General features: G+C 63.7%; 23 protein-coding genes and 1 pseudogene. 18 read left to right on the top strand and 6 right to left on the bottom strand.

Annotated features, from left to right (window positions below; genetic code table 11):
* Positions 1-945, bottom strand: a complete 945-nt coding sequence (fmt, locus tag FE240_RS16440) for a methionyl-tRNA formyltransferase (protein ID WP_193002477.1) — start codon at positions 943-945, stop codon at positions 1-3.
* A gap of 12 nt (positions 946-957) precedes the next feature.
* Complete coding sequence (gene def / locus FE240_RS16435) at positions 958-1470, bottom strand: peptide deformylase (protein ID WP_193002475.1); 513 nt, start codon at positions 1468-1470, stop codon at positions 958-960.
* Positions 1471-1581: 111 nt separating this feature from the next.
* Between def and FE240_RS16430 the strand changes: the two genes are divergently transcribed.
* The 13 genes and pseudogenes from FE240_RS16430 (at position 1582) to FE240_RS16370 (ending at position 12386) form a co-directional block, all read left to right on the top strand.
* Positions 1582-2673: a LysM peptidoglycan-binding domain-containing protein gene (locus FE240_RS16430; protein ID WP_193002473.1), complete on the top strand. Its 1092-nt coding sequence runs from the start codon at positions 1582-1584 to the stop codon at positions 2671-2673.
* Positions 2660-3771 (top strand): annotated as a pseudogene (gene dprA / locus FE240_RS16425) (DNA-processing protein DprA). Before FE240_RS16430 ends, dprA begins: the two are co-directional and overlap by 14 nt.
* Positions 3764-4237 carry a DUF494 family protein gene (locus FE240_RS16420; protein WP_042045908.1) on the top strand — a complete coding sequence of 158 codons (474 nt, stop codon included), beginning with the start codon at positions 3764-3766 and terminating at the stop codon, positions 4235-4237. Before dprA ends, FE240_RS16420 begins: the two are co-directional and overlap by 8 nt.
* 59 nt (positions 4238-4296) lie before the next feature.
* Positions 4297-4860 (top strand): DNA topoisomerase family protein, encoded by a 564-nt coding sequence (locus FE240_RS16415; RefSeq protein ID WP_193002469.1) that lies wholly within the window; start codon positions 4297-4299, stop codon positions 4858-4860.
* Between the two features lie 83 nt (positions 4861-4943).
* Positions 4944-5501, top strand: a complete 558-nt coding sequence (locus tag FE240_RS16410; RefSeq protein ID WP_193002467.1) for a Sua5/YciO/YrdC/YwlC family protein — start codon at positions 4944-4946, stop codon at positions 5499-5501.
* 9 nt (positions 5502-5510) lie between these two features.
* Complete coding sequence (gene hemF / locus FE240_RS16405; RefSeq protein WP_193002466.1) at positions 5511-6413, top strand: oxygen-dependent coproporphyrinogen oxidase; 903 nt, start codon at positions 5511-5513, stop codon at positions 6411-6413.
* 91 nt (positions 6414-6504) lie between these two features.
* Positions 6505-7320 carry a shikimate dehydrogenase gene (gene aroE / locus FE240_RS16400; RefSeq protein WP_193002464.1) on the top strand — a complete coding sequence of 272 codons (816 nt, stop codon included), beginning with the start codon at positions 6505-6507 and terminating at the stop codon, positions 7318-7320.
* Positions 7321-7332: 12 nt separating this feature from the next.
* Positions 7333-7629 (top strand): DUF1488 family protein, encoded by a 297-nt coding sequence (locus FE240_RS16395; RefSeq protein WP_193002462.1) that lies wholly within the window; start codon positions 7333-7335, stop codon positions 7627-7629.
* A gap of 645 nt (positions 7630-8274) precedes the next feature.
* Positions 8275-8811, top strand: coding sequence for a Der GTPase-activating protein YihI (yihI, locus tag FE240_RS16390; protein WP_042045917.1), 537 nt, complete (start codon positions 8275-8277; stop codon positions 8809-8811).
* Positions 8811-9251 (top strand): DUF2489 domain-containing protein, encoded by a 441-nt coding sequence (locus FE240_RS16385; protein ID WP_193004588.1) that lies wholly within the window; start codon positions 8811-8813, stop codon positions 9249-9251. The genes yihI and FE240_RS16385 overlap by 1 nt, the downstream gene beginning before the upstream one ends.
* 23 nt (positions 9252-9274) lie before the next feature.
* Positions 9275-10648, top strand: a complete 1374-nt coding sequence (gene hemN, locus FE240_RS16380; protein ID WP_193002460.1) for an oxygen-independent coproporphyrinogen III oxidase — start codon at positions 9275-9277, stop codon at positions 10646-10648.
* Between the two features lie 153 nt (positions 10649-10801).
* Positions 10802-11800: a sulfate ABC transporter substrate-binding protein gene (locus FE240_RS16375; protein WP_193002458.1), complete on the top strand. Its 999-nt coding sequence runs from the start codon at positions 10802-10804 to the stop codon at positions 11798-11800.
* A gap of 19 nt (positions 11801-11819) precedes the next feature.
* The gene (locus tag FE240_RS16370) at positions 11820-12386 is read left to right on the top strand and encodes an RBBP9/YdeN family alpha/beta hydrolase (protein ID WP_193002456.1); all 567 of its coding nucleotides are present in this window, start codon (positions 11820-11822) and stop codon (positions 12384-12386) included.
* Here the strand turns inward: FE240_RS16370 and FE240_RS16365 are convergent.
* Positions 12373-13161, bottom strand: a complete 789-nt coding sequence (locus FE240_RS16365; RefSeq protein ID WP_193002454.1) for a helix-turn-helix transcriptional regulator — start codon at positions 13159-13161, stop codon at positions 12373-12375. The genes FE240_RS16370 and FE240_RS16365 overlap by 14 nt on opposite strands.
* Before the next feature lie 132 nt (positions 13162-13293).
* Between FE240_RS16365 and tyrS the strand changes: the two genes are divergently transcribed.
* The gene (gene tyrS / locus FE240_RS16360) at positions 13294-14565 is read left to right on the top strand and encodes a tyrosine--tRNA ligase (protein WP_193002452.1); all 1272 of its coding nucleotides are present in this window, start codon (positions 13294-13296) and stop codon (positions 14563-14565) included.
* Positions 14566-14600: 35 nt separating this feature from the next.
* Here the strand turns inward: tyrS and yrfG are convergent, their stop codons facing one another.
* Both yrfG and FE240_RS16350 read right to left on the bottom strand, forming a co-directional pair.
* The gene (gene yrfG, locus FE240_RS16355) at positions 14601-15269 is read right to left on the bottom strand and encodes a GMP/IMP nucleotidase (RefSeq protein ID WP_193002450.1); all 669 of its coding nucleotides are present in this window, start codon (positions 15267-15269) and stop codon (positions 14601-14603) included.
* A 45-nt stretch (positions 15270-15314) separates the two neighbouring features.
* Positions 15315-15983, bottom strand: a complete 669-nt coding sequence (locus FE240_RS16350) for a glutathione S-transferase family protein (RefSeq protein ID WP_193002448.1) — start codon at positions 15981-15983, stop codon at positions 15315-15317.
* Between the two features lie 151 nt (positions 15984-16134).
* Here FE240_RS16350 and nudE point away from each other — a divergent pair, with 151 nt between their 5' ends.
* Entirely contained in the window at positions 16135-16692 is a 558-nt protein-coding gene (nudE, locus tag FE240_RS16345; protein ID WP_193002446.1) for an ADP compounds hydrolase NudE, read from the top strand.
* Positions 16692-17501: a 3'(2'),5'-bisphosphate nucleotidase CysQ gene (cysQ, locus tag FE240_RS16340; RefSeq protein WP_193002444.1), complete on the top strand. Its 810-nt coding sequence runs from the start codon at positions 16692-16694 to the stop codon at positions 17499-17501. The genes nudE and cysQ overlap by 1 nt, the downstream gene beginning before the upstream one ends.
* A gap of 64 nt (positions 17502-17565) precedes the next feature.
* On the opposite strand, the gene FE240_RS16335 is transcribed toward cysQ, so the two are convergent.
* Positions 17566-18843 (bottom strand): cation:proton antiporter, encoded by a 1278-nt coding sequence (locus tag FE240_RS16335; protein ID WP_193002442.1) that lies wholly within the window; start codon positions 18841-18843, stop codon positions 17566-17568.
* Positions 18844-19052: 209 nt separating this feature from the next.
* Here FE240_RS16335 and metH point away from each other — a divergent pair, with 209 nt between their 5' ends.
* Positions 19053-22724 (top strand): methionine synthase, encoded by a 3672-nt coding sequence (metH, locus tag FE240_RS16330; RefSeq protein ID WP_226798875.1) that lies wholly within the window; start codon positions 19053-19055, stop codon positions 22722-22724.
* A 134-nt stretch (positions 22725-22858) separates the two neighbouring features.
* The gene (gene rimK / locus FE240_RS16325; RefSeq protein WP_042045931.1) at positions 22859-23755 is read left to right on the top strand and encodes a 30S ribosomal protein S6--L-glutamate ligase; all 897 of its coding nucleotides are present in this window, start codon (positions 22859-22861) and stop codon (positions 23753-23755) included.
* The last annotated feature ends 853 nt before the right edge of the window (positions 23756-24608 follow it).

The following is a 24608-nucleotide window of genomic DNA, read 5'->3' as shown; positions in this document are numbered from 1 at the left end:
TCAGGACAGTGTGGTTCCGATGGTGAACCAGTCGCGGCGGGAGTTGAGCAGATCCTGCACCGCCATCGGCTTCTTACCCGGGGGTTGCAGGGTCAGCAGGCGTAGCACGCCACGGCCGGTGGCGATGTCGATCCCCTCCCGGTCGGCCTTGAGCAGGGTGCCCGGTGCCTGACCGTGCTCGCTCTCCAGCACTTGGGCTGACCACACCTTGACGGTCTGACCGGCCACATCGAACCAGCTGATGGGCCAGGGGTTGAAGGCGCGGGTGCAGCGCTCGATGGCGGCCGCGTCCAGGGTCCAGTCGATGCGCGCCTCCTCCTTGGAGAGTTTCTCGGCGTAGTTGGCGAGGGCGTCGTCCTGCGGCTCGGGCTGGATTTCACCGGCGGCAAGCTGGCGGAGGGTCTCGACCAGCGCTTGCGGGCCCAGCTCGGCCAGCTTGTCGTAGAGGCTGGCCGAGGTCTCGTCGGCGGCGATCGGGCAGGCGGCCTTGCTCAGCATGGCGCCGGTGTCGAGGCCCACGTCCATCTGCATGATGGTGACGCCGGTCTCGGCATCGCCCGCCCAGATGGAACGCTGGATCGGGGCGGCGCCGCGCCAACGTGGCAGCAAGGAGCCGTGCACATTGATGCAGCCAAGGCGCGGGGTATCGAGCACCACCTTGGGCAGGATCAGGCCGTAGGCTACCACCACCATCAGATCGGCGCCCAGCGCCGCCAGCTCGGCCTGCGCCTCTTCACTGCGCAGGGTCGCGGGCTGGTAGACCGGCAGATGATGCGCCAGTGCCAACTCCTTGACCGGACTGGCGGTCAGCTTCTGGCCGCGCCCGGCCGGCTTATCGGGCTGGGTATAGACGGCCACCACCTCGTGGCCGGAAGACAACAACGCCGCCAGATGACGGGCGGCGAAGTCGGGGGTACCGGCAAAAATCAGTTTTAGCTTGTTCAAAACGGGGCTTCCTCAGGCGCTCTTGCGATCTTCGCGCGCCATTTTTTCGAGTTTCTGGCGAATGCGCTGGCGCTTCAGCGGAGAGAGGTAGTCGACAAACAGTTTGCCGATCAGGTGATCCATCTCATGCTGTATGCAGATGGCCAGCAGATCGTCGGTTTCCAGCTCGAAGAAGTCACCCTTGACGTCCTGGGCGCGGATCTTGATCTGCTCTGCGCGGGGAACCAGGGCGCGGCTGCCGGGAACGGAGAGGCAACCCTCTTCGATGCCGGTGCTGCCGGATTGCTCGAGGACTTCCGGGTTGATCAATACCAGGCGCTCGTCACGCTCCTCGGAGACGTCGATGACGATGATCCGCTGGTGAATATCGACCTGAGTTGCGGCCAGGCCGATCCCCTCCTCGGCATACATGGTCTCGAACATATCATCTACAATCTGCTGTAGTTCAGGCGTAAAGGCCTCGACGGGGGCGGCAACGGTGCGCAGGCGTTCGTCGGGGAAGCGCAGTACATCTAAAATGGCCATAAATCGGTTTGTAAGCCCTATCGGTAAATAAAGGTTGAAAGCTGGTGCAATTCTAGACATTTACACCGGCAAAGAACAGTCACCGTTCCCAGAGCAGTAACAAGGAGTGTTATGAATCTGACGCGAACCGCCCTGATCGGCCTGCTACTCGGTGGGAGCCAGGGAATATGGGCCGACACACTCGCCCTCAAGCAGGGGTACCCCGAGACTTACATGGTGCGAAGCGGTGACACGCTCTGGGACATAGCCGGGCATTATCTACAGAAACCCTGGCAATGGCCAACCTTGTGGCAGGGAAATCCCCAGATTGCCAACCCCCATCTTATCTATCCCGGTGATCGGCTCCAGTTGAGCTGGGTTGATGGCCAGCCTCGATTAATGAGTGCGGCGAGCGGGAGCAAGCGGGTGATCACCCTTTCACCCCGAGTGCGCAGCGAGAACAAGCTCTCCCCTATTCCCACGCTTTCACTCGATGCCATTGGCCCCTTCTTGCAGGGGGATTACGTCTTTTCCCATGCCGGTGAGGCGAGGGGACTTCCCTTTGTACTGGGTAACAACGACAAGCAGATCGCCGTGCTGGAGCAACATACGCTCTATGTACAGGGGTTGCTGGAGCCGGGCCGGCAGTATGGCACTTACCGCCCTGGGCGGACTTACAAGGACGCCAAGAGTGGTGAGTGGTTAGGGCAGGAGGCCGTGCTAACCGGCATAGTGCAGGCCGAGACCCAGTGGAACAACGGACAGACCCAGGCCAGGTTGCTGGCTAACCGCCGGGAGGTGCGCCAGGGCGATGTCTTGTTGCCATTACCCGATGACGTTCAGGGGCAGGCCCACTTCACGCCCCATGCCGGTGCGCTTCGCCAAGCCGGTCGCGTCATTGCGATCCCCAATCAGGCCAGTGCGGCAGGCAAGCTGGAGGTGGTACTCATTGACAAGGGCGGTCAGGATGGTTTGGATGCCGGCAGTGTGCTTGATATCCGGCGACCGGGTGTCGCCTACGTTGCCGGGGACACTACCCTCCACGACTACCGGGATACCGCCTCCAGCTTTGATCGGGCCTTTCACTCCGGCATCAACCAGCGACTCCCCTCCGAGGCGGTGGCCAAGGTGATGCTGTTCAAGGTCTATCACCGGCTCAGCTACGGCCTGATCGTGCAGAGTCAGGATATGGTTCGGGTAGGCTATTCGGTTGGCGCCCTCTGATACCGGAGTACTCCGCTGGTTGGCTTTGGCCGATCTGCCGGGCATTGGCCCCGTGGGCGCTTGGCGTTTGCTGGCGCGGGCGGAAGGGCGCATTGAAAGCCTATTTGAGCATGCGGACGCGGTACTGGCCTCATGGGGATTGAATGAAGCGCAGCGAGTGGCGCTGCGCCGTCCACCCAAGATGGGCGCGTTGGCGCATGACTGGATGCAACGTCCCGATCACCATTTGCTGACCCCTGACCATCCTCTTTATCCTCCCTTACTGCGAGAGATCCCTGCTGCCCCGTTACTACTCTGGTGCCGGGGCCGGGTGGAGGCGCTTTCTACTCGGCAGCTGGCCGTGGTGGGAAGCCGTCACCCCACCTTTTCCGGAAAAGAGAATGCCAGGCGGCTGGTACAGGCGCTGGTGGCGGCCAAGGTGGCCATCACCTCAGGCCTAGCGCTCGGCATTGACGGGGTATGTCATGAGGCGGCTCTGGATGCCGGTGGCATCACCTTGGCCGTGCTCGGCTCGGGCCTCGATAGCCTCTATCCCAAACGTCATCTTGCCTTGGCTGAACGCATCGTTGCGCAAGGCGGGGTGCTGGTGTCCGAGTTTTTCCCGCAGCAGGGGCCGCTGGCCGAACACTTTCCCCGCCGTAATCGCATCATCAGTGGTCTGGCGTTGGGTACCCTAGTGATCGAGGCGGCGGAGCAGAGCGGCTCGCTCATCACGGCGCGCCATGCTCTCGAACAAGGGCGCGACGTGTTTGCCGTGCCAGGGGCGTTGCAGAACCCACAGGCCCTCGGCTGCAATCGTCTCATTCAGCAAGGGGCAAAGCTTGTGCTGGATATTGCCGATATAGTGGGGGAGCTGGGATGGCCCGGAGCTCCTGTTTCTATGACGGCGTCGATGCCAGAGGCAGAGCCGCCCGGATTGCTATCTATCAGCTTGTTAGATAACGTAGATTATGAGACCACGAGTGTTGATGTCGTAGCCGCTCGGGCAGGCCTCTCAATTGAATCCGTAATCGGACAGTTGGTTGAGTTGGAGTTGGCCGGGCTGGTGACATCGGTTGCAGGTGGATATGTCAGAAGAGGAGGGTGAATCATGTTTGACGTATTGATGTACCTTTTCGAGACCTACATCCACAGCGATGCTGAGGTCATGATCGATCAGGATCAACTGACCGACGAACTGACCCGCGCCGGTTTCCATCAGGACGAAATCTACAAGGCGCTCGGCTGGCTTGAGCGTCTGGCCAATCTGCATGACAGCGAGCGGGAGACCTATGTCACCTGTAGCGCCCCGGGCTCGATGCGTATCTTTGCCCCGCAGGAGCTGGATCGCCTCAGCCCCGAATGCCGCGGTTTCCTGCTGTTTCTCGAACAGGCTCAGGTGCTCAACGCCGAGACCCGCGAAATTGTCATCGAGCGCCTGCTCGAGCTGGATACCCCCGAGATTGAACTCGACGATCTCAAGTGGGTGGTGATGATGGTGCTGTTCAATGTACCCGGTAGCGAACACGCCTATCAGCAGATGGAAGAGCTGGTGTTCGACGAGTCGAACGGTGTCCTGCACTGACATAAGCCGACCGCGCTGCTAGAATCCGGCCCATCCGACTTTCGGCAGCGCGGTAATACATGTCCAAGATCGATCCCTCTCTCTTCTCTGCGCACGAGCATGCCCTCGAGCGCGAAGCGTGCCCCCAGTGCGGCGCCGAGCTGGTGATCCGCCAGGGCAAGCATGGCCCCTTCCTCGGTTGCAGCGCCTACCCCGGCTGTGATTTCATCCGTTCACTTGCGCCAAACGGGCGCGATATTGAGAAGGTGCTGGAAGGTTCCTCTTGCCCCGAATGTGGCCAGCCGCTTGCCATCAAGAAAGGGCGTTACGGCCTCTTCGTCGGCTGCACCCAGTTTCCTCTTTGTCACCACATTGCCTCGTTGCAAGAGAGTGATGAGACCCAGATCGCCTGTCCCGCCTGTGATGAGGGGCACCTGCTCAGCCGCACCTCCCGTTATGGCAAACAGTTTTACTCCTGCAGCCGTTATCCCCACTGCAAATACGTGGTCAACGATAAGCCGATAGCCATGGCCTGTCCCGATTGTGGCTGGAAGATCATGGTGGAGAAGCGGGTGCGTGGCACCTTGCGCTGGGTCTGTCCACAGAAGGGATGTGGCAAGCAGGTGGATCAGGGAACCAAGTAGCAATGCCAGTCAAGGCGTCATGAATAACAAGTGGGGCAGGCTGCATTGGGCAGTCTGCCCCTTTAACTGACAGCAAGGTGAACATGAACGAACTGGAACGTGCGGTCGCGGCCCTCAAGCAGGAGGGGGTGATCGCCTATGCAACCGAAGCGGTGTTCGGGGTGGGATGTGATCCGGACTCTGAAGCCGCCGTCCATAAACTGCTGGCCATCAAGCAGCGCCCGGTCGAGAAGGGGCTGATCCTGATTGCGGATACCCTGGAACAGCTGCTGCCCTATATCGATATTGCTGCCCTGACGGCCGAGCAACGCGCCACCGTCGAGGCCAGTTGGCCTGGCCCGTTCACCTGGGTCATGCCGGCACGGGCCACCACGCCCAAATGGCTGACCGGCCAGTTTGACACCTTAGCGGTGCGGGTCACCGCGCATCCCCAGGTGCGGGCACTGTGCCGCGCCTTCGGCAAGCCGCTGGTGTCGACCAGCGCCAACCTGACCGGCGAGGAGCCGGGGCGCACCACGGCCGAGGTGGTGGCGGCGCTGGCGGGGCGCCTCGATTATGTGCTGCCGGGGGAAGTGGGTGGCCGTGCCAAACCTTCCGAGATCCGCGATGCGCGCACCGGCACTGTGCTGCGGGCATCCTGAGGAGGACGTATGGAAAGACCGGACGTGAGCCAGGTCAGGGCCTTCCTGCTTGGCTTGCAGGATCGCATCTGCGCCGCGCTGGAGCAGGCCGATGGTGCGGCGCACTTTATTGAGGACGCCTGGCAGCGCGAGGGCGGCGGCGGTGGCCGTACCCGGGTGCTGAAAAACGGGGCTGTGATTGAGCAGGGGGGGGTCAACTTCTCCCATGTTTATGGCGATGCGATGCCGGCCTCGGCGACGGCCCACCGTCCTGAGCTGGCGGGGCGTCGCTTCGAGGCGATGGGGGTCTCGCTGGTGATCCACCCGCATAATCCCCATGTGCCGACCAGCCATGCCAACGTGCGTTTCTTCATCGCAGAAAAAGAGGGAGAGGCGCCCATCTGGTGGTTCGGCGGCGGGTTCGATCTCACTCCCTTCTATCCGGTGGAGGAGGATTGCCGGCATTGGCATCGAGTGGCGAAGGATCTCTGTGCCCCGTTCGGTGACGGGGTCTATGAAGAGTACAAGGCTTGGTGCGATCGCTACTTCTTCCTCAAGCACAGAAACGAGACCCGCGGTGTGGGCGGACTGTTCTTCGACGATCTCAATGACTGGCCATTCGAGCAGTGCTTTGCCTTCATGCAAGCGGTGGGCGACGGTTATCTGGAGGCCTATCAGCCCATCATTGAGCGGCGCAAGAGTACCCCCTACGGTGAGCGCGAGCGCCAGTTCCAGCTCTATCGCCGTGGCCGCTATGTGGAGTTCAATCTGGTGTTCGATCGCGGCACCCTGTTTGGTCTGCAAAGCGGCGGGCGGACCGAGTCGATCCTGATGTCGATGCCGCCACTGGCCCGCTGGGAGTATGACTGGCAGCCCGAGCCGGGGAGTGCCGAAGCGGTGCTATACGACTACCTCACCCCACGGCAGTGGTGATGCAAGCGGCCCCGGTTCGGGGCCGTTTCGCTTGTGGCGGCCCGCAAAAAGCCGTTAAATCGAGCCATCAGCCGTATACAGGACAGTTTCGATGGATCGCTATCTCGTCGTTGGCAACCCGGTTCGCCACAGTAAGTCTCCCTTCATCCATACCCTCTTTGCCCGTCAGACCCAGCAGGAGATGGAGTATGGCCTGTGTGAGCCACCGCTCGATGGTTTCACCGATGCGATGCGGCTCTTCTTTGCCCGGGGTGGCAAGGGGTGCAATGTCACAGTGCCGTTCAAGGAGCAGGCCTTTGCCCTGGCCACTGAGCTGACGCCGCGGGCGCGTCGTGCCGGGGCGGTGAACACCCTCAAGCTGGGTGATGACGGGGTGCTGCTCGGTGACAATACCGATGGTGCCGGGTTGGTGGCCGATCTCAAGCAGCAGTCGGTCGAGTTGCAGGGGGCGCGTATCCTGCTGCTGGGGGCCGGAGGCGCGGCGCGTGGCGCCCTGGCTCCGCTGCTGGCAGAGCGCCCCAGTGCGTTGTGGATTGCCAACCGCACCCTGGCCAAGGCCGAGCAGCTGGCAGGCGAGTTTGCCGAACTCGGGCCGGTCAGCGCTGCCGCCTATGCCGCGCTGGAGGGGCCGTTCGATCTCATCATCAACTCCACCTCGGCCAGTCTGGCCGGTGAGCTGCCACCGCTGGATACCGCCCTCATTCATAAGCAGATCACTGTGTATGACATGATGTACGGTACCGGTGATACCGCCTTTAACGGCTGGGCCCGGCAGTTGGGGGCTGAGCGGGTCATCGATGGGCTCGGCATGCTGGTTGAGCAGGCGGCCGAGGCATTCACCCTGTGGCGCGGTATTCGGCCGGGCACCCGTCAGGTGCTGCGTGAGCTGCGCCGCAATCTGGGTTAAGGAGACAAGGTCATGAATCAGGAGATCCTGTTTCCAGATTTACAGGAGTGGCAGGCGGGCGAGCAGCGGGTGGGGTTTCCCGCCCAGGCGATGGGGGCCTTGATCCAGTGCTACATCGGGCGCAGCCAGCTCGAGCGGATGGCGGGTACCGCCCTGCTGGGTGAGGCGGAGGTGCTGCGCGCCTTCGATGCGCTGCGCTTTGACATCGAGGAGCTGGCGACCTTGGCCATCGAGGAGCAGGCGTTTGCCCCCGACGGCTCCATCCTGATCGGTGATGCTGCCCATGCCCGTCACGGTGGGCAACCGTGATGGGTGTTTCCCCCTTCCTTTTGTAGGAAATGGGCTGGCGGTGTGTAGGAAATTAGCTGGGCGTTTTTATTTCGAGATGAAAATAGGCACAAAATTCCTAGAGTTAAGGCGCACTGTAAGGGTGGGGAGGAGGCAATAAAACCGAATGGTGCGTTGAGCTTCATTTCACCTGATGTAAACTGCTTGACCCAGTCGCCAGCGCGCGACTCGCCAACAGGGATGATGCCCCTTCGGGATGAAGGTGGGTGCAGGATGCCCTTCTCCACATCGTGGGCAGGAGCCACGCGACGGGAGTCTAAAAAGAAAGCAAGCACACGCAAGATGTTCCAGGAATGAATAACAAGGTCAGGATGACTCTGTGCGCGCCCCGGGTTGTCCGGCTGGCGCATGATGCACCCTGCATCGGCTATGGAGAGGCAGCTCAGGCTGCCTTTTTTCTATGGACGATTAACCCGTTCCGGCATTTGTGTCAGAATAGCCGCCAATTACGCCCGAGCGGTGCGCGTCAGCGTCCTGTCGTGAATGGACAGAGGCGGTGCCGGGCACGGTCCCGCACTCCCGCCGCGTTCCCCCACCTATTCCCTCCGGAAGCCATCATGGGCTCTTGAGGCGGGTTCCACCTTTTTGTTTTTGGAGTGAGAAGTCATGTCGGCCAAACAACCTGTTCGCAAGCCCAAGAGCGGCGGCAAGAAAGAGTCCCAGGAGAGCGCTCAGGCCGGGCGCGAGCGCAAGCGCGCCGCCAAGCGTAAGGGTCTGAAGGCGGGTTCCCGCCACTCCGGCACCCAGAGCGGCGGCAAGGGGGGCAAGAAGGATCAGAAAGATCCGCGCATCGGCTCCCGCAAGCCAGTGGAGTTGGTGGTTGAGACCGCCAAGCCGCAGGCCCCCAAGGCGGCGCCGGTGAAAGAAGAGAAAAAGCGCGGGCTGACCCCCGAGCAGGAGCTGGCTGCCATCGAGAACGACGAGCGCCTCAACGGCCTGCTCGATCGCCTCGACGAGGGTGAGGAGCTCAGCCCGGCCGACCTGGCCTGGGTCGAGGAAAAAGTGGCCCGTCACCAGCAACTGATGGAAGAGCTGGGGCTGGTCGAGGAGGACGAAGAAGACGAAGAGGCGGAGCCCGCCAGCGATGAAGAGCTGTGGGATCGCTTCCTCGATTCTGACTACAAGCCAGAGCCCAAGCCGTGATCGGATGGGCGCTGGCCGGTGCGGCCATTTTGCTTGTGCTGGCGGTGTATGCTGCCAGCCTGTTGCTGAAACTGCGTGCCCAGAGCCGTGCCCGCGCCACCGCCATCCGGGCACGCAACGAGCGCATTCTCGAGAGCGTGCGCCTCATCGCCAAGGCGGTTAAAGAGGGGCAGTGCGACCCTTCCGAGGGGGCGATTCGCCTCACTAACCTGCTCGATGCCCTGCAATATGCGCGGCCCCGCCCCCATGCCGAGGAGTTCCCCGGCCTGTATGGCCTGTATGAGCGGATCAAGGATCTGCCGACCCATGAGGCGCGCCGGTTACTCAAGAAGAATGAGCTGCTGCGCCAGGATCTCGAGCGGGCCCGCCACGAAGAAGAACATAACGACCAGATCCAAGAGGATGTGGCACGACTGGCCGCCTTCACCCTGCCGGTGTGACGGCTTGCAATGAGGAGCGTGAAGTGCAAGCAGAGAAGATTGTCTGGGATCAGGCCCTGATCGAGAAGTACAACTACAGCGGCCCCCGCTATACCTCCTACCCGACCGCCCTCGAGTTCGACGAGGCTTTCGGATTCGACCAGTTTGAGGTGGCTGCCAGCCAGTATCCGGCGCGCCCGCTCTCCCTCTATGTGCACATCCCCTTCTGCCACAAGCTCTGCTACTACTGCGGCTGCAACAAGGTGATCACCCGCCACCGTCACAAGGCCGATCACTACCTCGACTATCTGGAGCGGGAGATCCGCACCCTGGCCCCGCGCTTTGCCGGACGCACTGTGACCCAGCTGCACTGGGGCGGCGGCACGCCAACCTACCTCGACGAGCCCCAGACCCGCCGTTTGATGGCCATGCTGCGCACGCACTTTCACTTCGCCGAGGCCGGAGAGATCAGCATCGAAGTCGATCCGCGCGAGATCGAACTCTCCATGCTCGACGTGCTGCGCGAGGTGGGGTTCAACCGCATCAGTCTCGGGGTGCAGGACTTCAACAAAGCGGTGCAGACAGCGGTCAACCGGGAGCAGGATAACGACTTCATCCGCGCCATGCTCGAGCGTGCCCGTGAGTTGGGCTTTCGCTCCACCAACCTGGATCTGATTTACGGCTTGCCGCTACAGACCCGCGAGGGCTTTCGCCACACCCTCGAAGAGGTGCTCAAGACCGATCCGGCGCGCCTCTCCATCTTCAACTATGCCCACCTACCGAGCCGCTTTGCCGCCCAGCGTAAGCTCAAGGAGGAGCAGATGCCGGCGCCGCACGAGAAGCTGGCCATGTTGCAGGAGACCATCGCCTTCCTGACCGGCCACGGCTACCAGTTCATCGGCATGGATCACTTCGCCAAGCCCGATGACGAGTTGGCGGTGGCCCAGCGCGAAGGCAAGCTGCATCGCAACTTCCAGGGTTACACCACCCAGGGGGAGTGCGATCTGCTGGGACTGGGGGTCTCCTCCATCAGCATGCTGGGGGATGCCTACTCCCAGAACCAGAAGGATCTCAAGGCCTACTATGCCCAGGTCGATGCACTGGGCCACGCCCAGTGGAAGGGGTGTGCACTGAGTCGCGACGATCTGATCCGCCGCGACGTCATCAAGGGGCTGATCTGCAACTTCCGCCTCGACTTTGCCGAGATAGAGCAGGCCCACGATCTGGTGTTTGCCGACTACTTTGCCGAGGATCTCGCCCTGCTCAAGACCTTCGTCGACGATGGCCTGGTCAGTCTCGACGAGCACGGCATCCGGGTAGCGCCGACCGGCCAGCTGCTCATTCGCAACATCTGCATGTGCTTCGATGCCTACCTGAGGCGGCGGGCCCGCCAGCAGCAGTTTTCCCGGGTGATCTAAACCGGAAGCTGGCAGGGGTCGCATGGGCGGCCCCTTTTATTGGCTTCGACGAGCCCTTATATGCGTTACTGATATAAGCAAAGCGTAACTTATTCGTTCTCACGTATAAAAACTCACGGCATGCTGACACCTCCTCAGATAAGGAGTGTCACCATGAAAGCGTCCGTCATCACCCTCTCCCTCATCGCCACCCTGGCTTGGAGCCCGCTGCGTGCCGCCGACGTGGAGCTACTCAATGTCTCCTACGACCCAACCCGCGAGCTGTTCCAGGAGTACAACAGCGCCTTCGCCAAGTACTGGCAGGCCAAGAGTGGCGACAGCGTCAGCGTCAAGCAGTCCCACGGTGGCTCCGGTAAGCAGGCGCGGGCCGTGGCCGACGGGCTGGAGGCCGACGTGGTGTCGCTGGCGCTCGCCTATGACATCAATGCCATCGCCAAGACCGGCCTGTTGCCCGAGAACTGGCAATCGGCCCTGCCGCACAATGCCTCCCCCTACACCTCGACCATCGTCTTCCTGGTGCGCAAGGGCAACCCCACGGGGATCAAAGACTGGGGCGATTTGGTGCGCGGTGATGTCTCCATCATTACCCCCAACCCGAAGACCTCGGGAGGGGCGCGCTGGAACTACCTAGCAGCCTGGGGTTATGCCTACCAGCAGGGCGGTGAGGAGAAGGCCAAGCAGTTCATCAGCGACCTCTACCGGCACGTGAAGGTGCTCGACTCGGGGGCGCGTGGCGCCACCACCAGCTTTGCCGAGCGCGGTCTCGGCGACGTGCTGCTGGCCTGGGAGAACGAGGCGCTGCTGGTGCTCAATCAGGCTGGCAATGCCGACAAGTTCGAGCTGGTGGTGCCCTCGGTCTCGATCCTGGCCGAGCCGCCAGTGGCGGTGGTCGACAAGGTGGCCAAGAAGCACGGCACCGAGGCGGTCGCCAAGGCCTATCTCAAGTATCTCTATTCACCCGAGGGGCAGCGCATCGCCGCCAAGCACTACTACCGCCCGACCGACCCCTCGGTGGCGGCCGAGGTGAAGGCGCGCTTCCCGGCCGTCAAGCTGCTGACGTTGCAGGAGCTGGAAGGGGATTGGGATAAGGCCCAGAAGCGCCAGTTCGCCAGGGGCGGCCTGTTCGACCAGCTCTACCAACCGGGCCGCTAAGCGCCAAGGGAGGCACACCATGCATCAAGTACTTCTGGTTCCCGGCCTGCACAACAGCGGCGATGAGCACTGGCAGAGCGTCTGGCACCGCCGTTTTCCCCACTGGCAGCGGCTGATTGGCCTGCCTTGGGATCAGCCCAACCTCACCGTCTGGAGCGAGCGGCTCGCCGAGCTGCTGGCCCAAAGCCAAGAGCCGGTGCATCTGGTGGCCCACTCCTTCGGCACCCTGACTGCGGTGGCGGCCAGTCGGCTGCAACCGAACAAGGTGGCTTCCCTGTTTCTGGCGGCGCCGGCCGATCCGGATCGCTTCGGCATCGCTGAGTCGCGCCTGGTCGGCCCGCTGCCGGCCCCCGCCTTGCTGGTGGCCAGCCGCAGCGATCCTTGGATGTCGTTTGCTCAGGCCAGCCGCTGGAGCCGGTTGTGGCAGGTGCCCCTGTTCGATGCCGGCGAGGTGGGCCACATCAATGTCCAGTCCGGCCACGGCGAGTGGGACGACGGGCTGGCCCTGCTCGGCGATCTGCATGGCCACATTGCCCCGCCGCGTCGTCCATTGCCGTGGGCCGAGACCCGGCTCAGGGCGTGGTGATGAGCTGACCGAGAAACAGGGTGAAGAGATCGGCGCGCGAGGCGAGCCCCAGCTTGGCATAGAGGTGCTTGCGGTGGTTTTTCACCGTGCCGGGGCCGATGCCGAGCCGCTCGGCGATCGTCACCGTGTCGCAGCCGTGCAGGATCAAGGTGGCCACCTCCCGCTCGCGGCGGGTCAGGTGGGGGCCGCCGAGCCGTGCCAGAGTGCGGGTCACGGCCTGACGCACTCGCTCCATTTCCGGCTCGCCCTCGGGGGCGGCGGGCAGGGGCGGTGGGGTGGCCCCCCACTGCTGGCGGCAGAGCGCGTGCACTAGCGCGAAGTGGCGGCGCAGCTTGGTCAGCTCGGCGCCGGTGACCGGGCGCCGTCCGGCTAGGCGGCCAAGGGAGATGAGCAGGGTGAAATCGGGGCGCACCGGCAGCAGCAGCCCCAGCTCTTCGCGCCAGCCGGTGGCGGGGTAGAAGTGGTGGGTGTAGTCGGGCTCGCGGCCGGTCAGGCGCGACACCTCGGCCAGGGTCCAGACGCCGGCGCCGAGCCCCTGGCGCAGGGCGAGCAGGAAGGGGTCTTGCTGATGGGCACCGGTCAGGTAGCGCTCGAATAGCAGCTCGCGGCGATCCGGCAGGTTGTCGTAGAGATAGACAGGGCGGCGGCCATGGCCGAGCACGATGGCGCAGTCAAAAGGCACCCAACTGCTCAGCAGGGCCACCAGCGCGGCGGGAAAACCGGGGCCGTGCAGCGTCTCTATGGTGCGGGTCAGAGGGTCGGGTGTGGTGGGCATGGGAGCGGCCAATGCAGTCGGAGTCTGCCCCCATGCTAGCAGGGGATCGCCAAACTGTCCCCTAGGGGACATATTCGGCAGTGTGGTGAGCGGCGAGCATAAGGGCTTTTCCGCCGATGTTTGGAGTGAACCATGACCGACCCCCAACTGCTTGCCGATCTGATGGCGCGCGGGCTCATCGCCCAGCAGACCGATGCCGACGCCCTGGCCGATCACCTTGCCAGCGGAGCGCGCACCGTCTATTGCGGCTTCGATCCGACGGCGGGCAGCCTGCACATCGGCCATCTGGTACCGCTCCTGATGCTGCGACGTTTCCAATTGGCGGGCCATACCCCGGTGGCCCTGGTTGGGGGCGCCACCGGCCTCATCGGTGACCCCAGCTTCAAGGCCAGCGAGCGCACCCTCAACGACGAGGCGACGGTGCTGGGCTGGGTTGCGGCGCTCGGGGCCCAGATCCGCGCCCTGCTGCCGGCCACCGCCGGGCTGGCCGAGCCACAGATGGTCAACAATGCCGACTGGATGGGCGGCATGTCGGCGTTGGCTTTCCTGCGCGACATCGGCAAGCACTTCTCGGTCAACACCATGATGGCGCGCGAGTCGGTGCGCCTGCGCCTGGCACGGCCCGATCAGGGGATCTCGTTTACCGAGTTCTCCTACAGCCTGCTGCAATCTTATGACTTTGCCGTGCTCAACCAGCGCCTCGGCTGTAGCGTGCAGATCGGCGGCAACGATCAGTGGGGCAATATCACCAGCGGCATCGATCTCACCCGTCGCCTGCACGGGGTGCGGGTGCATGGCATGACCCTACCCCTCATCACCAAGGCGGACGGCACCAAGTTCGGCAAGACCGAGGGGGGCGCGGTGTGGCTCGATCCCGAATTGACCTCCCCTTACGCCTTCTACCAGTTCTGGCTCGGCACGGCGGACGCCGACGTCTATCGCTTCCTGCGTTACTACACCTTCCTGCCCTTGGCCGAGATTGCCGCGCTGGAGGAGGCCGATCGCGCCCGCGCTGGGCGCCCGCACGCGCAGCGGGTGCTGGCCGAGCAGATGACCGCTCTGGTGCATGGGGAGGCCGCGCTCTTACAGGCGCAAGCCTTGAGCGAGCTGCTCTTTAGCGGCGAGGTGGCCGCGCTGGATGAGGCCCAGTTGCAGCAACTGGCGCGCGGCGGCCTGCCGGTGACGCAGTGGGAGCAGGAGGGGGATCGGGTCGATCTGCTGGTGGCGAGCGGGCTGGCCGGCTCGAAGCGGATCGCCCGTGAACTGCTGGCCGCCGGCGCCATCGCGATCAACGGCGCCCTGGTGCAGGAGGCCGAGCTGGTCGGCAGCGACTGGCGCTTCGGCCGCTTCTTGCTGCTGCGTCGGGGCAAGAAGCAGTACCACCTGGTGATCCGCCACGGATAAGACAACGCCCTCTTCGGAGGGCGTTTTTAATGGACTCAGCCGGCCAGTGGTAGCAGGTCGGCGTAGTCGTTGAGCGCGGCGAAGCGCGCAAAGCGCAGGGGCGGCTGCTGGCTGTCGGGGCGGGCAATGCCGAGCTGGTGGGCCACGCCGAACTCGGCCGAGGCGGCTAGAATGCGCTCGCTGTCGTCGATAAACAGGGTGCGAGCCGGGTCGAACGGTTCGCGCTGGCTCAGCGCCTGCCAGCTTTGCGGGCTCTCCTTGGCCCAGCCCAGTTGATGGCTGCTGACCATGGCGTCGAGGTGGGCATCGAGACCTAGTTCGGCCACCTTAACTTCGAGGCTGGCCGGGTGGGCATTGGTGAACAGGATGCGGCGCTTACCGGCACGCTTGAGCGCCGCCAGGAAGGGGATGACGTTGGCGCGCCAGCGGATCTTTTCGCGTAGCTCCCGGCTCAGGGCGCGGATGTCGAGCCCCAGCGTCTCACTCCAGTAATCCACGCAGTACCAGTTCAAGGTGCCAGCCACCGCCCCGTAGTGCTGCTCGATGCGGCGCCTAGCCTCGTCCAGCGGCAGGGCGTGGCGCACGGCGTAGCGCTCGGGCACCAGGGTCTGCCACAGGTGGCTGTCGAAATGGAGATCGATCAGGGTGCCGTCCATGTCGAGCAGGACTGTGTCTATGGTGTGCCAAGGCAAGCGGATGGGCATGGGGGTCTCCTTGAATGGACGGGCAGTATAGCAGGGCGCCCCGTCTCACTCCCGCGCGCCGCCAAAGCGTGCCAGCAGCGCCGCCTCGTCACCGATGCGCGCCTGCTCGGCCAGCGCCTCACGCCGCCACTCCTGCATCGCCGGATGGCGCAGCAGGGTCTGCACATAGGCTTGCAGATCCTCAGGCACTGCCACGTTGTAGCTGGAGAGGCGCCACACCACGGGGGCGTACATGGCGTCGGCGATGGAGAAGGGGCCGAACAGGTAGGGGCCGTGCTCTGCCATGGCACGCGCCTCGCGCCAGAGGGTGAACAGGCGCTCGAGATCGCGGGAAAGGGCCGCATCGGGCGTAGCGCCCCGCACCCGCAGGCGGATATTCATCGGCAACTGGCTGCGCAGGGCGCTGAAGCCGGAGTGCATCTCGGCGCTGATGCAGCGGGCGCGGGCACGCAGATCCGGGTGCTCCGGCCACATTTGCGGGCAGCGCTCGGCCAGGTACTCGGCGATGGCCAGGCTGTCCCACACCTGCAATGAACCGTCGTGCAGGCAGGGTACCAGGCCGCTGGCCGAGTAAGCCTTGTGGCGCTCGCTCACCCCCTGCCCGGAGATCGACACCTTGACGGTGGAGAAGGGGATGGCGAAGTGCTTGAGCAGCAGCCAGGGGCGCAGCGACCAAGATGAGTAGTTCTGATTACCGATATAGAGTGTGAGCATGGCTCCTCCTTGAACCTAAATGGGCTTTCGAGTGTGGCACCAATCCGGCTAGGGATACATGCCCCATTGGCGGGAGTGGGGCCATTTTGCCGATAGCCGGGAGCGGGCGACTCGTTTACTCTTGAGGCAAGATTTCAGCCCAGTGATCGCCATGGACCACGCAAAAGAGAAACCCGAGATCCTCAAGGCCGAGCTGGTGGCCGAGAGCCGCCTGTTCAAGGTCGAGTCCCTGCACCTCAAGTTTTCCAATGGGGTGGAGCGAGTCTATGAGCGGATGCGGGGGGGCAACCGGGGCGCCGTCATGGTGGTGCCTCTGATTGACCGCGACACCCTGCTGCTGGTGCGCGAATATGCCGCCGGCACCCACTCGTATGAGTTGGGTTTCCCCAAGGGGTTAATCGATCCGGGTGAGGATGCCGCTATGGCTGGCAACCGCGAGCTGATGGAGGAGGCCGGCTTTGGCGCCCGCGAGCTGATCCCGCTCAAGCAGGTGTCGCTCGCCCCCGGTTACTTCGCCAGCCGCATGGATATTCTGCTGGCCCGGGATCTCTACCCGGAGCAGCGCGAGGGGGACGAGCCCGAGCCGCTCGACGTGATCCCCTGGCCCCTGAGTGAGATGGATAGCCTGCTGGCCCGCCCCGACTTCAGCGAGGCGCGCAGCATCAGTGCCCTGCTGCTTGCCCGCAAGTGGCTCGATGAGGAGGAGTGATGATCGACCTGCTGGCCGTTGCCCCCGAGGCGCGGCGCATTGCCCGTGAAGCCGGGCGAATCCTGAGTGAGATCTACCGCAGCGGCCAGTTTGAGCGCCACCAGAAGGAGGACGACACCCCGGTCACCAGTGCCGATCTGGCGGCCGATGCCTACCTCAAGCAGGCGCTGTCGGCCCTCACCCCCGGCGTGCCGGTACTGACCGAGGAGGCGGCCGATATTCCGCTGGTCCAGCGTGCCGAGTGGCCGGAGTACTGGCTGGTGGACCCGCTCGACGGCACTGGCGAGTTCATCGCCGGCAGCGGGGATTTCGCCACCCTGATCGCCCTAGTACGCCACCACCATCCGGTGCTCGGCATCGTCTATGCCCCCGAGTCCGACGTGCTCTACTGGGCGGTGCAGGGCCACGGCGCCTTCAAGGAGTGTGGCGGCGAGCAGTACGCCATCGCGGCCATGCGCCACGAGGTGGCCCCCACCAGCTTGGTGGTGGCCATCAGCCGGCGCCAGAAGATTGAGCGCCTCACCCGCCGCCTCAACCCCGATTTTCACTACGATCTGCTGCCGCTTGGCTCGAGCTCGCTCAAGTCCTGCCTGGTGGCTGAGGGAGCGGCCGATTGCTATGTGCGCCTTGGCCCCACCGGAGAGTGGGATACCGCCGCCGCCCAGTGCATCGTCGAGGAGGCGGGGGGGCGCATCCTCAACCTCGGCTTGCAGCCACTTAGCTACAACCGCCGCGAGTCGCTAGAGAACCCCGATTTCATCACCCTGGGTGATCCCTCGCTCGCCTGGGAGCGCATCCTGCGTCCCTGATGGGTGCCATAAAAAAGGCGGCCAGTGGCCGCCTTTTTTATCATCCGCCCCTGCTGGGGTGGGCTCAGTACTCGCTATTGGCGCGTTTGGCCCTGTGGATCATGGGGGTGATGGTCATGCCCTGCACCACGATGGAGAACATCACCACCGAGTAGGTCATCACCAAAATGACCTCGCGCAGATCGACCCCGTGCTCGGGCAGCAGCATCTGGCCTGAGGGGAGCGCTAGCGCCATGGCCATCGCCAGACCGCCGCGCAGGCCGCCCCAGGTCAGGATCCGCACCGAGAACTTGTTGTAGCTGCGCACCCGGCGAAACGCCACATAGGGCAGGGCGACGCTGATGAAGCGGGCCGCCAGACACAGGGGCACGGCGATCACCAGCAGCACCCAGTCGTGCCAGGCGAGATCGAGCAGCACCAGCGCCAGACCGATCAGCAGGAACAACAGGGCGTTGAGGAACTGATCCATCAACTCCCAGAAGTGATCCAGGTGGTGCTTGCTCTGCTCGGAGAAGCCGGAGTGGCGGGTCCAGTTGCCGATCATGATGCCGGTGACCACCATGGCCAGGGCGCCGGAGACGCCGAGCATGTTGGCTAGGGCGAAGCCGGCGGTCGGGATGCACAGGGTCAGCAGCAGCTCGAGCGAACCGTCGTCGGTGGCGCTGATCATGATGTGGGCCACCAAACCCAGCACCACACCGAACAGGATGCCGCCGAGGGCCTCATGCAGGAACAGGCTGGCTACGCCGCCGAAGGTGGGCTCGACGCCGCCAAACGCCACGGCGAACACGGTGGCGAAGATCACCAGACCGACACCGTCGTTGAACAGGGACTCCCCCTCGATCTGGATGGCGATCTGGGGCGGCGCCTTGAGCTTCTTGACGATGGCCAGCACGGCAATCGGGTCGGTGGGGGAGATCAGCGCCCCGAACAGCATGCAGTAGACCAGCGGGATCTCCCAGCCGAGCAGAGCAGCAATCCACCAGAAGCCATAGCCGATGATGAAGGTCGAGAGCAGGGTGGAGAAGACCGCCATGATGGTGATCTCCCACTTCTGGTTGCGCAGGGCCGGCAGATTGATGCCGATACCGCCAGCAAACAGCAGAAAGCCCAGGATCCCCTTAAGCAGGAAGTTCTGGAAGTCGATGCTCTGCATGGTGCTGATGGCCAGCGGCTCAAGGTTGAACCAGCCCAATTTCCCGAACAGTACGATCAGGGCGGAAATCAGCATGGACCCCGCCGTGATGGCGATGGTGGTCTGGATCTTGATGACGTACTGATTGGCAAAGGCAATGAAGATCGCCATCGCTGCCAAGAAGCAGAGAGTGTAATAGACGCTCATTGTTATCTTTCTCTTTGGTGGGATAGCAAGCACGTTTGGCCCGCGTCAACGAGCCGCCAATAGGGTACCCCGCGCTACCGGGGGACTCACGAGCTATTTTCGCTTGTGGCTGAAATTTTTGGACAGATAGACGGCTGGATTTCTATTGCTGCGTTTTATTGATAGGATGGAGCGCAGGTCGCATGGAAGTCACAAGAAAAGGAGCAGTCGTGTCGCGAGCCAAACAGAGCCTGGAGGCCCAACTCAAAGAGCGGATCCTGATCATCGACGGTGGCATGGGCACCATGATCCAGGGGCACAAACTGGCGGAAGCCGATTATCGTGGCGAGCGTTTCGCCGACTGGCCTTCCGATCTCAAGGGTAACAACGATCTGCTGGTGCTGACCAGACCGAATGTGATCCGGGAGATCCACGACGCCTACTGCGCCGCCGGTGCCGACATCCTCGAGACCAACACCTTCAACGCCACCCGTATCGCCATGGCCGACTACCGCATGGAGTCCCTATCGGCCGAGATCAACCGCGAGGCGGCCCGTCTGGCCCGTGCCGTAGCCGACGAGTGGACGGCCAAAGAGCCGCACAAGCCGCGCTTCGTGGCCGGTGTCTTGGGCCCCACCAACCGCACCTGCTCTATCTCGCCGGACGTCAACGATCCGGGCAAGCGCAACGTCACCTTCGACGAGCTGGTGGTGGCCTATGACGAGTCGACCCGCGCCCTGATCGAGGGGGGAGCCGATCTCATCCTGATCGAGACCATCTTCGATACCCTCAATGCCAAGGCGGCGGCTTTTGCCGTCGACCAGGTGTTCGAGGCGCTCGGGGTGCGCCTGCCGGTGATGATCTCGGGCACCATCACCGATGCCTCCGGCCGTACCCTGTCGGGCCAGACCACCGAGGCTTTCTACAACGCCATGCGCCACGTGCGCCCCCTCTCGTTTGGCCTCAACTGCGCCCTTGGGCCGGATGAGCTGCGCCAGTACGTGGCCGAGCTGTCGCGCATCTGCGAATCCTATGTGAGTGCCCACCCCAACGCCGGCTTGCCGAACGCCTTCGGTGAGTACGATCTCGGTGCGGCTGAGATGGCGACCCACATCCGTGAGTGGGCGTCGAGCGGCTTTCTCAACCTGGTGGGCGGCTGCTGCGGCACCACCCCAGAGCACATCCGCGCCATGAGCGAGGCGGTGGCCGGCATCGCGCCGCGCCCCCTGCCCGAGCTGCCGGTCGCCTGCCGCCTCTCGGGCCTTGAGCCGCTCACCATCGATGCCGACTCGATGTTTGTGAACGTCGGTGAGCGTACCAACGTCACCGGCTCGGCTCGCTTCAAGCGCCTCATCAAGGAGGAGCTCTACGACGAGGCGCTCGAGGTGGCCAAGCAGCAGGTCGAGAGCGGCGCCCAGATCATCGACATCAACATGGATGAGGGGATGCTCGACGCCGAGGCGGCCATGGTGCGCTTCTTGAATCTCATCGCCGCCGAGCCGGACATCGCCCGGGTGCCCGTGATGATCGACTCCTCCAAGTGGGAGGTGCTGGAAGCCGGCCTCAAGTGTGTGCAGGGCAAGGGGATCGTCAACTCCATCTCGATGAAGGAGGGGGAGGCCAAGTTTATCGAGCAGGCGAAACTGATCCGCCGCTACGGCGCCGCCGTCATCGTCATGGCCTTCGACGAGAAGGGGCAGGCCGACACCCGGGCGCGCAAGACCGAGATCTGCCAGCGCGCCTACCGCATCCTGGTCGAGCAGGTCGGCTTCCCGCCGGAAGACATCATCTTCGACCCCAACATCTTCGCGGTCGCCACCGGCATCGACGAGCACAACAACTATGCGGTGGACTTCATCGAGGCGGTGAAGGACATCAAGGAGAGCCTGCCCCACGCCATGATCTCGGGCGGCGTCTCCAACGTTTCGTTTTCATTTCGTGGCAACGAGCCGGTGCGCGAGGCGATCCACGCCGTGTTCCTCTATCACGCCATCAAGAACGGCATGGACATGGGGATCGTCAACGCCGGCCAGCTCGCCATCTATGAGGAGATCCCAAAAGATCTCAAGGAGAAGGTCGAGGCGGTGGTGCTCAACACCCACCCCGGTGCCACCGAGGCGCTGCTGGCGATTGCCGAGCAGTATCGCGGCGGCGCGGCCGAGGTGGTCGACCCGCGCGAGCAGGAGTGGCGCAGTTGGCCGGTGGGCAAGCGGCTCGAGCACGCCCTGGTGAAAGGGATCACCGATTTCATCGAAGAGGATACCGAAGAGGCGCGGGCCCAGGCCGAGCGGCCGCTGCACGTCATCGAGGGGCCGCTGATGGACGGCATGAACGTGGTGGGTGACCTGTTTGGCGCCGGCAAGATGTTCCTGCCCCAGGTGGTGAAGTCGGCGCGGGTGATGAAGCGGGCGGTGGCCTACCTGCAACCCTACATCGAGGCGGAGAAATCCGGCGGCACCAGCAACGGCAAGATCGTGCTGGCCACCGTGAAGGGGGACGTGCACGACATCGGCAAGAACATCGTCGGGGTGGTGCTCGCTTGCAACAACTTCGAGATCGTCGATCTCGGGGTCATGGTGCCCGCCGAGACCATCTTGAAGACCGCCCGCGAGGTGAACGCCGACATCATCGGCCTGTCGGGCCTCATCACCCCGTCGCTCGACGAGATGGTACACGTGGCCAAAGAGATGCAGCGCCAGGGCTTTACCCTGCCGCTGCTTATCGGCGGCGCCACCACCTCCAAGGCGCACACCGCGGTCAAGATCGAGCAGAACTACTCCGAGCCCGTGGTCTATGTCTCGAATGCCTCGCGCGCCGTGGGGGTGGCCCAGAGCCTGCTGAGCCCCGAGCTCAAGGGCCCCTTCGTCGAGCGCCTCGACAAGGAGTACGAGGTGGTGCGCGAGCAGCACGCCCGCAAGCAGCCGCGCACGCCGCCGGTGTCGCTGGCGGTGGCGCGCGCCAACAAGCACCAGCTCGACTGGGCTCATTACCAGCCGCCGCGCCCGCAGGTGAGCGGCGTGCAGGTGATCGAATCGATGCCGATCGCCACCTTGCGCCGCTACATCGACTGGACTCCTTTCTTCCTGAGCTGGGAGCTGGCCGGCAAGTACCCGCGCATCCTCGAAGACGAGGTGGTGGGGGAGGAGGCGACGCGCCTGTTTGCCGATGCCAACGCCATGCTGGATCGGCTTGAGCAGGAGGGTTCGGTGCGCTGCGCCGGGGTGTTTGGCCTGTTCCCGGCCAACGCGGTGGGCGACAGCATCGAGGTCTACGCCGACGAATCCCGTGAGCGCGTCATCGAGACCTTGCACCACCTGCGTCAGCAGACCGAGAAGAAGGGCTTCCCCAACTACTGCCTCGCCGACTATGTGGCCCCCAAGGAGAGCGGCGTCGCCGACTGGGTCGGCGCCTTCGCGGTGACCGGCGGTATCGGCGAGGAGGAGATAGCCAGGGCCTTCAAGGCCGAGCACGACGACTTCAACGCCATCCTCATTCAGGCGGTGTGCGATCGCCTGGCCGAGGCCTTCGCCGAGTACCTGCACGAGCAGGTGCGCAAAGTGCACTGGGGTTATGCGCCGGACGAGCAGCTCTCTAACGAGGAGCTCATTCGCGAGAACTACCGTGGCACCCGCCCGGCGCCGGGCTACCCGGCCTGCCCCGAGCACACCGAGAAGGGGGCCATCTGGCGGCTGCTGGGGGTGGAGGAGCGAGTCGGCATGAAGCTGACCGAATCCTACGCCATGTGGCCGGGGGCGGCGGTGTCGGGCTGGTACTTCTCCCATCCCGACAGCCGCTACTTCGCGGTGGCCCAGATCCAGCGCGATCAGTTGGAGGACTACGCGGCGCGCAAGGGAATGAGTCTGGAGGAGGCCGAGCGCTGGCTGGGGCCTAACCTCGGTTGATGACATGCTGATGACAAGCGGGCCTACGGGCCCGCTTTTGCGTATTTTGCCTTGTGGTCAGGATAAACAATTGGCGTTGTCGCGCTGGGATGGCACCTTATACTCTCTCGCCCTTTCCCGAGATCCTGAGCGTCATGAAGATAGCCATCCTCTCCCGCGAACCGAACAACTACTCGACCCGCCGCCTGGTGGAGACGGCAGAGCGCCGTGGCCACCGGGTCGAGGTGCTCGATACCCTGCGCTGCTACATGAACATCGCCTCTCACTGCCCCTCCATTCACTACGAGGGGATGGAGCTGGGCGGCTATGACGCCATCATTCCGCGCATCGGCGCTAGCATCACCGCCTACGGCACCGCCGTGCTGCGCCAGTTCGAGATGATGGGCACTTTGCCCCTCAACAGCTCGGTCGGTATCTCCCGCTCGCGCGACAAGCTGCGCGCCATGCAACTGCTCTCGCGCCACGGCCTCGGGCTGCCCATCACCGGCTACGCCCACAGCACCCGCGACGTGCCCGACCTCATCACCATGGTGGGCGGCGCCCCGCTGGTGGTGAAGCTGCTCGAAGGTACCCAGGGGATCGGCGTGGTGCTGTGCGAGACCCAAAAAGCCGCCGAGAGCGTGATCGAAGCCTTCATCCAGACCAACAACAACATCCTGGTACAGGAGTACATCCGCGAGGCCAACGGCGCCGACATCCGCTGCGTGGTGGTGGGGGGCAAGGTGGTGGCCGCCATGCGCCGTCAGGCCCAGGAGGGGGAGTTTCGCTCCAACCTGCACCGGGGCGGCTCGGCCGAGGCTATCACCATTACCCCGGAGGAGCGGGCCACCGCGGTGCAGGCGGCCAAGATCATGGGGCTCGACGTGGCCGGGGTCGACATATTGCGCTCTGCCCGTGGCCCGCTGGTGCTGGAGGTGAACTCCTCCCCCGGTCTGCAAGGGGTCGAGGCGGCCTCGGGCAAGGATGTGGCCGACAAGATCATCGAGTACCTCGAGAAGAAGGCGTCGAAGAAGCACAAGCCAGCCGAATAAGGTGGGGCTCAGCCAAGTGAGATAGGGCGTTCAGCCCCACTCCGCCGCCTGTGGTAAGCCGAGGGTTTGCCCTGTGCGCCAGTGCCAAGCGCCCCCATCCGGGGGCGTTTTGCTATCTACGGGCTCGGCGCCGAGGGTTCGTGTTGGCATGGTGATGCCATGCCGTTTCATCGGTTCGGTTTGGCGTAGGGGGCGATAAGCGGAGCGCATTGCTCCAACTGTGATGTAGGGAGTGCTTGATGCGGCTGCATCGCATGGGAAGCGAGAGCATCGCTTCAATTCGCCGTTAGGCGTAATTGGACGTTTGTGAGTTGGCCCTGAGGTGTTTGATGCGGCTGCGCCGCATGGGACGCGAGGCCGCTGGCCTCGACGGGTTTCGCCCGCCCTGCGGGCCGGGGCGAGTGACTTTGGAAAGACCCAAAGTCACCAAAGGTCTTCTCCCCCGCCAACCCGACCGCTACGCGGTGTCCCTCGGATCGGTCGCCAGGTCGGACGGAGCGCCGCAGATGGGGCATCCCTGCCCCGCTGCGGCTGCGCCATCATCCCTGATGGCGCTCCTGGCCTTGCTCCCTCCCCTCGGCGGGTAGGAGGGGGCTCCAATACCGTGTCCACCCGCGACAGAGAAGGCTGGGCGTCGATCTATTAGCCGCTATGCTCAGATTGGTGGGTGTCCCTGGATATCTCTCTATCCGATATCAATTAATTTATTGATCTTGCTTAGAAAATTATAACCTATATCTTCCATGCACTGTCTCATTCGATAACATACTCGCTTGGAAATCATCTTGTCGAAGTGGCCCATGGGCCAAGCAGAGAAATTTCAAAGGTGAAAAGCAGAAACTAAACACTGTGA

The organism is Aeromonas simiae, assembly GCF_014892695.1.
Taxonomy (GTDB): domain Bacteria; phylum Pseudomonadota; class Gammaproteobacteria; order Enterobacterales; family Aeromonadaceae; genus Aeromonas; species Aeromonas simiae.
This window is presented reverse-complemented; position numbering and strand designations above follow the sequence as displayed.

Bases quoted from the DNA above. Each gene is read 5' to 3' on its own strand.
- def (WP_193002475.1), bottom strand. From the start codon at position 1,470: ATGGCCATTTTAGATGTACTGCGCTTCCCCGACGAACGCCTGCGCACC.
- FE240_RS16430 (WP_193002473.1), top strand. From the start codon at position 1,582: ATGAATCTGACGCGAACCGCCCTGATCGGCCTGCTACTCGGTGGGAGC.
- FE240_RS16420 (WP_042045908.1), top strand. From the start codon at position 3,764: ATGTTTGACGTATTGATGTACCTTTTCGAGACCTACATCCACAGCGAT.
- FE240_RS16415 (WP_193002469.1), top strand. From the start codon at position 4,297: ATGTCCAAGATCGATCCCTCTCTCTTCTCTGCGCACGAGCATGCCCTC.
- FE240_RS16410 (WP_193002467.1), top strand. From the start codon at position 4,944: ATGAACGAACTGGAACGTGCGGTCGCGGCCCTCAAGCAGGAGGGGGTG.
- hemF (WP_193002466.1), top strand. From the start codon at position 5,511: ATGGAAAGACCGGACGTGAGCCAGGTCAGGGCCTTCCTGCTTGGCTTG.
- aroE (WP_193002464.1), top strand. From the start codon at position 6,505: ATGGATCGCTATCTCGTCGTTGGCAACCCGGTTCGCCACAGTAAGTCT.
- FE240_RS16395 (WP_193002462.1), top strand. From the start codon at position 7,333: ATGAATCAGGAGATCCTGTTTCCAGATTTACAGGAGTGGCAGGCGGGC.
- yihI (WP_042045917.1), top strand. From the start codon at position 8,275: ATGTCGGCCAAACAACCTGTTCGCAAGCCCAAGAGCGGCGGCAAGAAA.
- FE240_RS16375 (WP_193002458.1), top strand. From the start codon at position 10,802: ATGAAAGCGTCCGTCATCACCCTCTCCCTCATCGCCACCCTGGCTTGG.
- FE240_RS16370 (WP_193002456.1), top strand. From the start codon at position 11,820: ATGCATCAAGTACTTCTGGTTCCCGGCCTGCACAACAGCGGCGATGAG.
- FE240_RS16365 (WP_193002454.1), bottom strand. From the start codon at position 13,161: ATGCCCACCACACCCGACCCTCTGACCCGCACCATAGAGACGCTGCAC.
- tyrS (WP_193002452.1), top strand. From the start codon at position 13,294: ATGACCGACCCCCAACTGCTTGCCGATCTGATGGCGCGCGGGCTCATC.
- yrfG (WP_193002450.1), bottom strand. From the start codon at position 15,269: ATGCCCATCCGCTTGCCTTGGCACACCATAGACACAGTCCTGCTCGAC.
- FE240_RS16350 (WP_193002448.1), bottom strand. From the start codon at position 15,983: ATGCTCACACTCTATATCGGTAATCAGAACTACTCATCTTGGTCGCTG.
- nudE (WP_193002446.1), top strand. From the start codon at position 16,135: ATGGACCACGCAAAAGAGAAACCCGAGATCCTCAAGGCCGAGCTGGTG.
- cysQ (WP_193002444.1), top strand. From the start codon at position 16,692: ATGATCGACCTGCTGGCCGTTGCCCCCGAGGCGCGGCGCATTGCCCGT.
- FE240_RS16335 (WP_193002442.1), bottom strand. From the start codon at position 18,843: ATGAGCGTCTATTACACTCTCTGCTTCTTGGCAGCGATGGCGATCTTC.
- rimK (WP_042045931.1), top strand. From the start codon at position 22,859: ATGAAGATAGCCATCCTCTCCCGCGAACCGAACAACTACTCGACCCGC.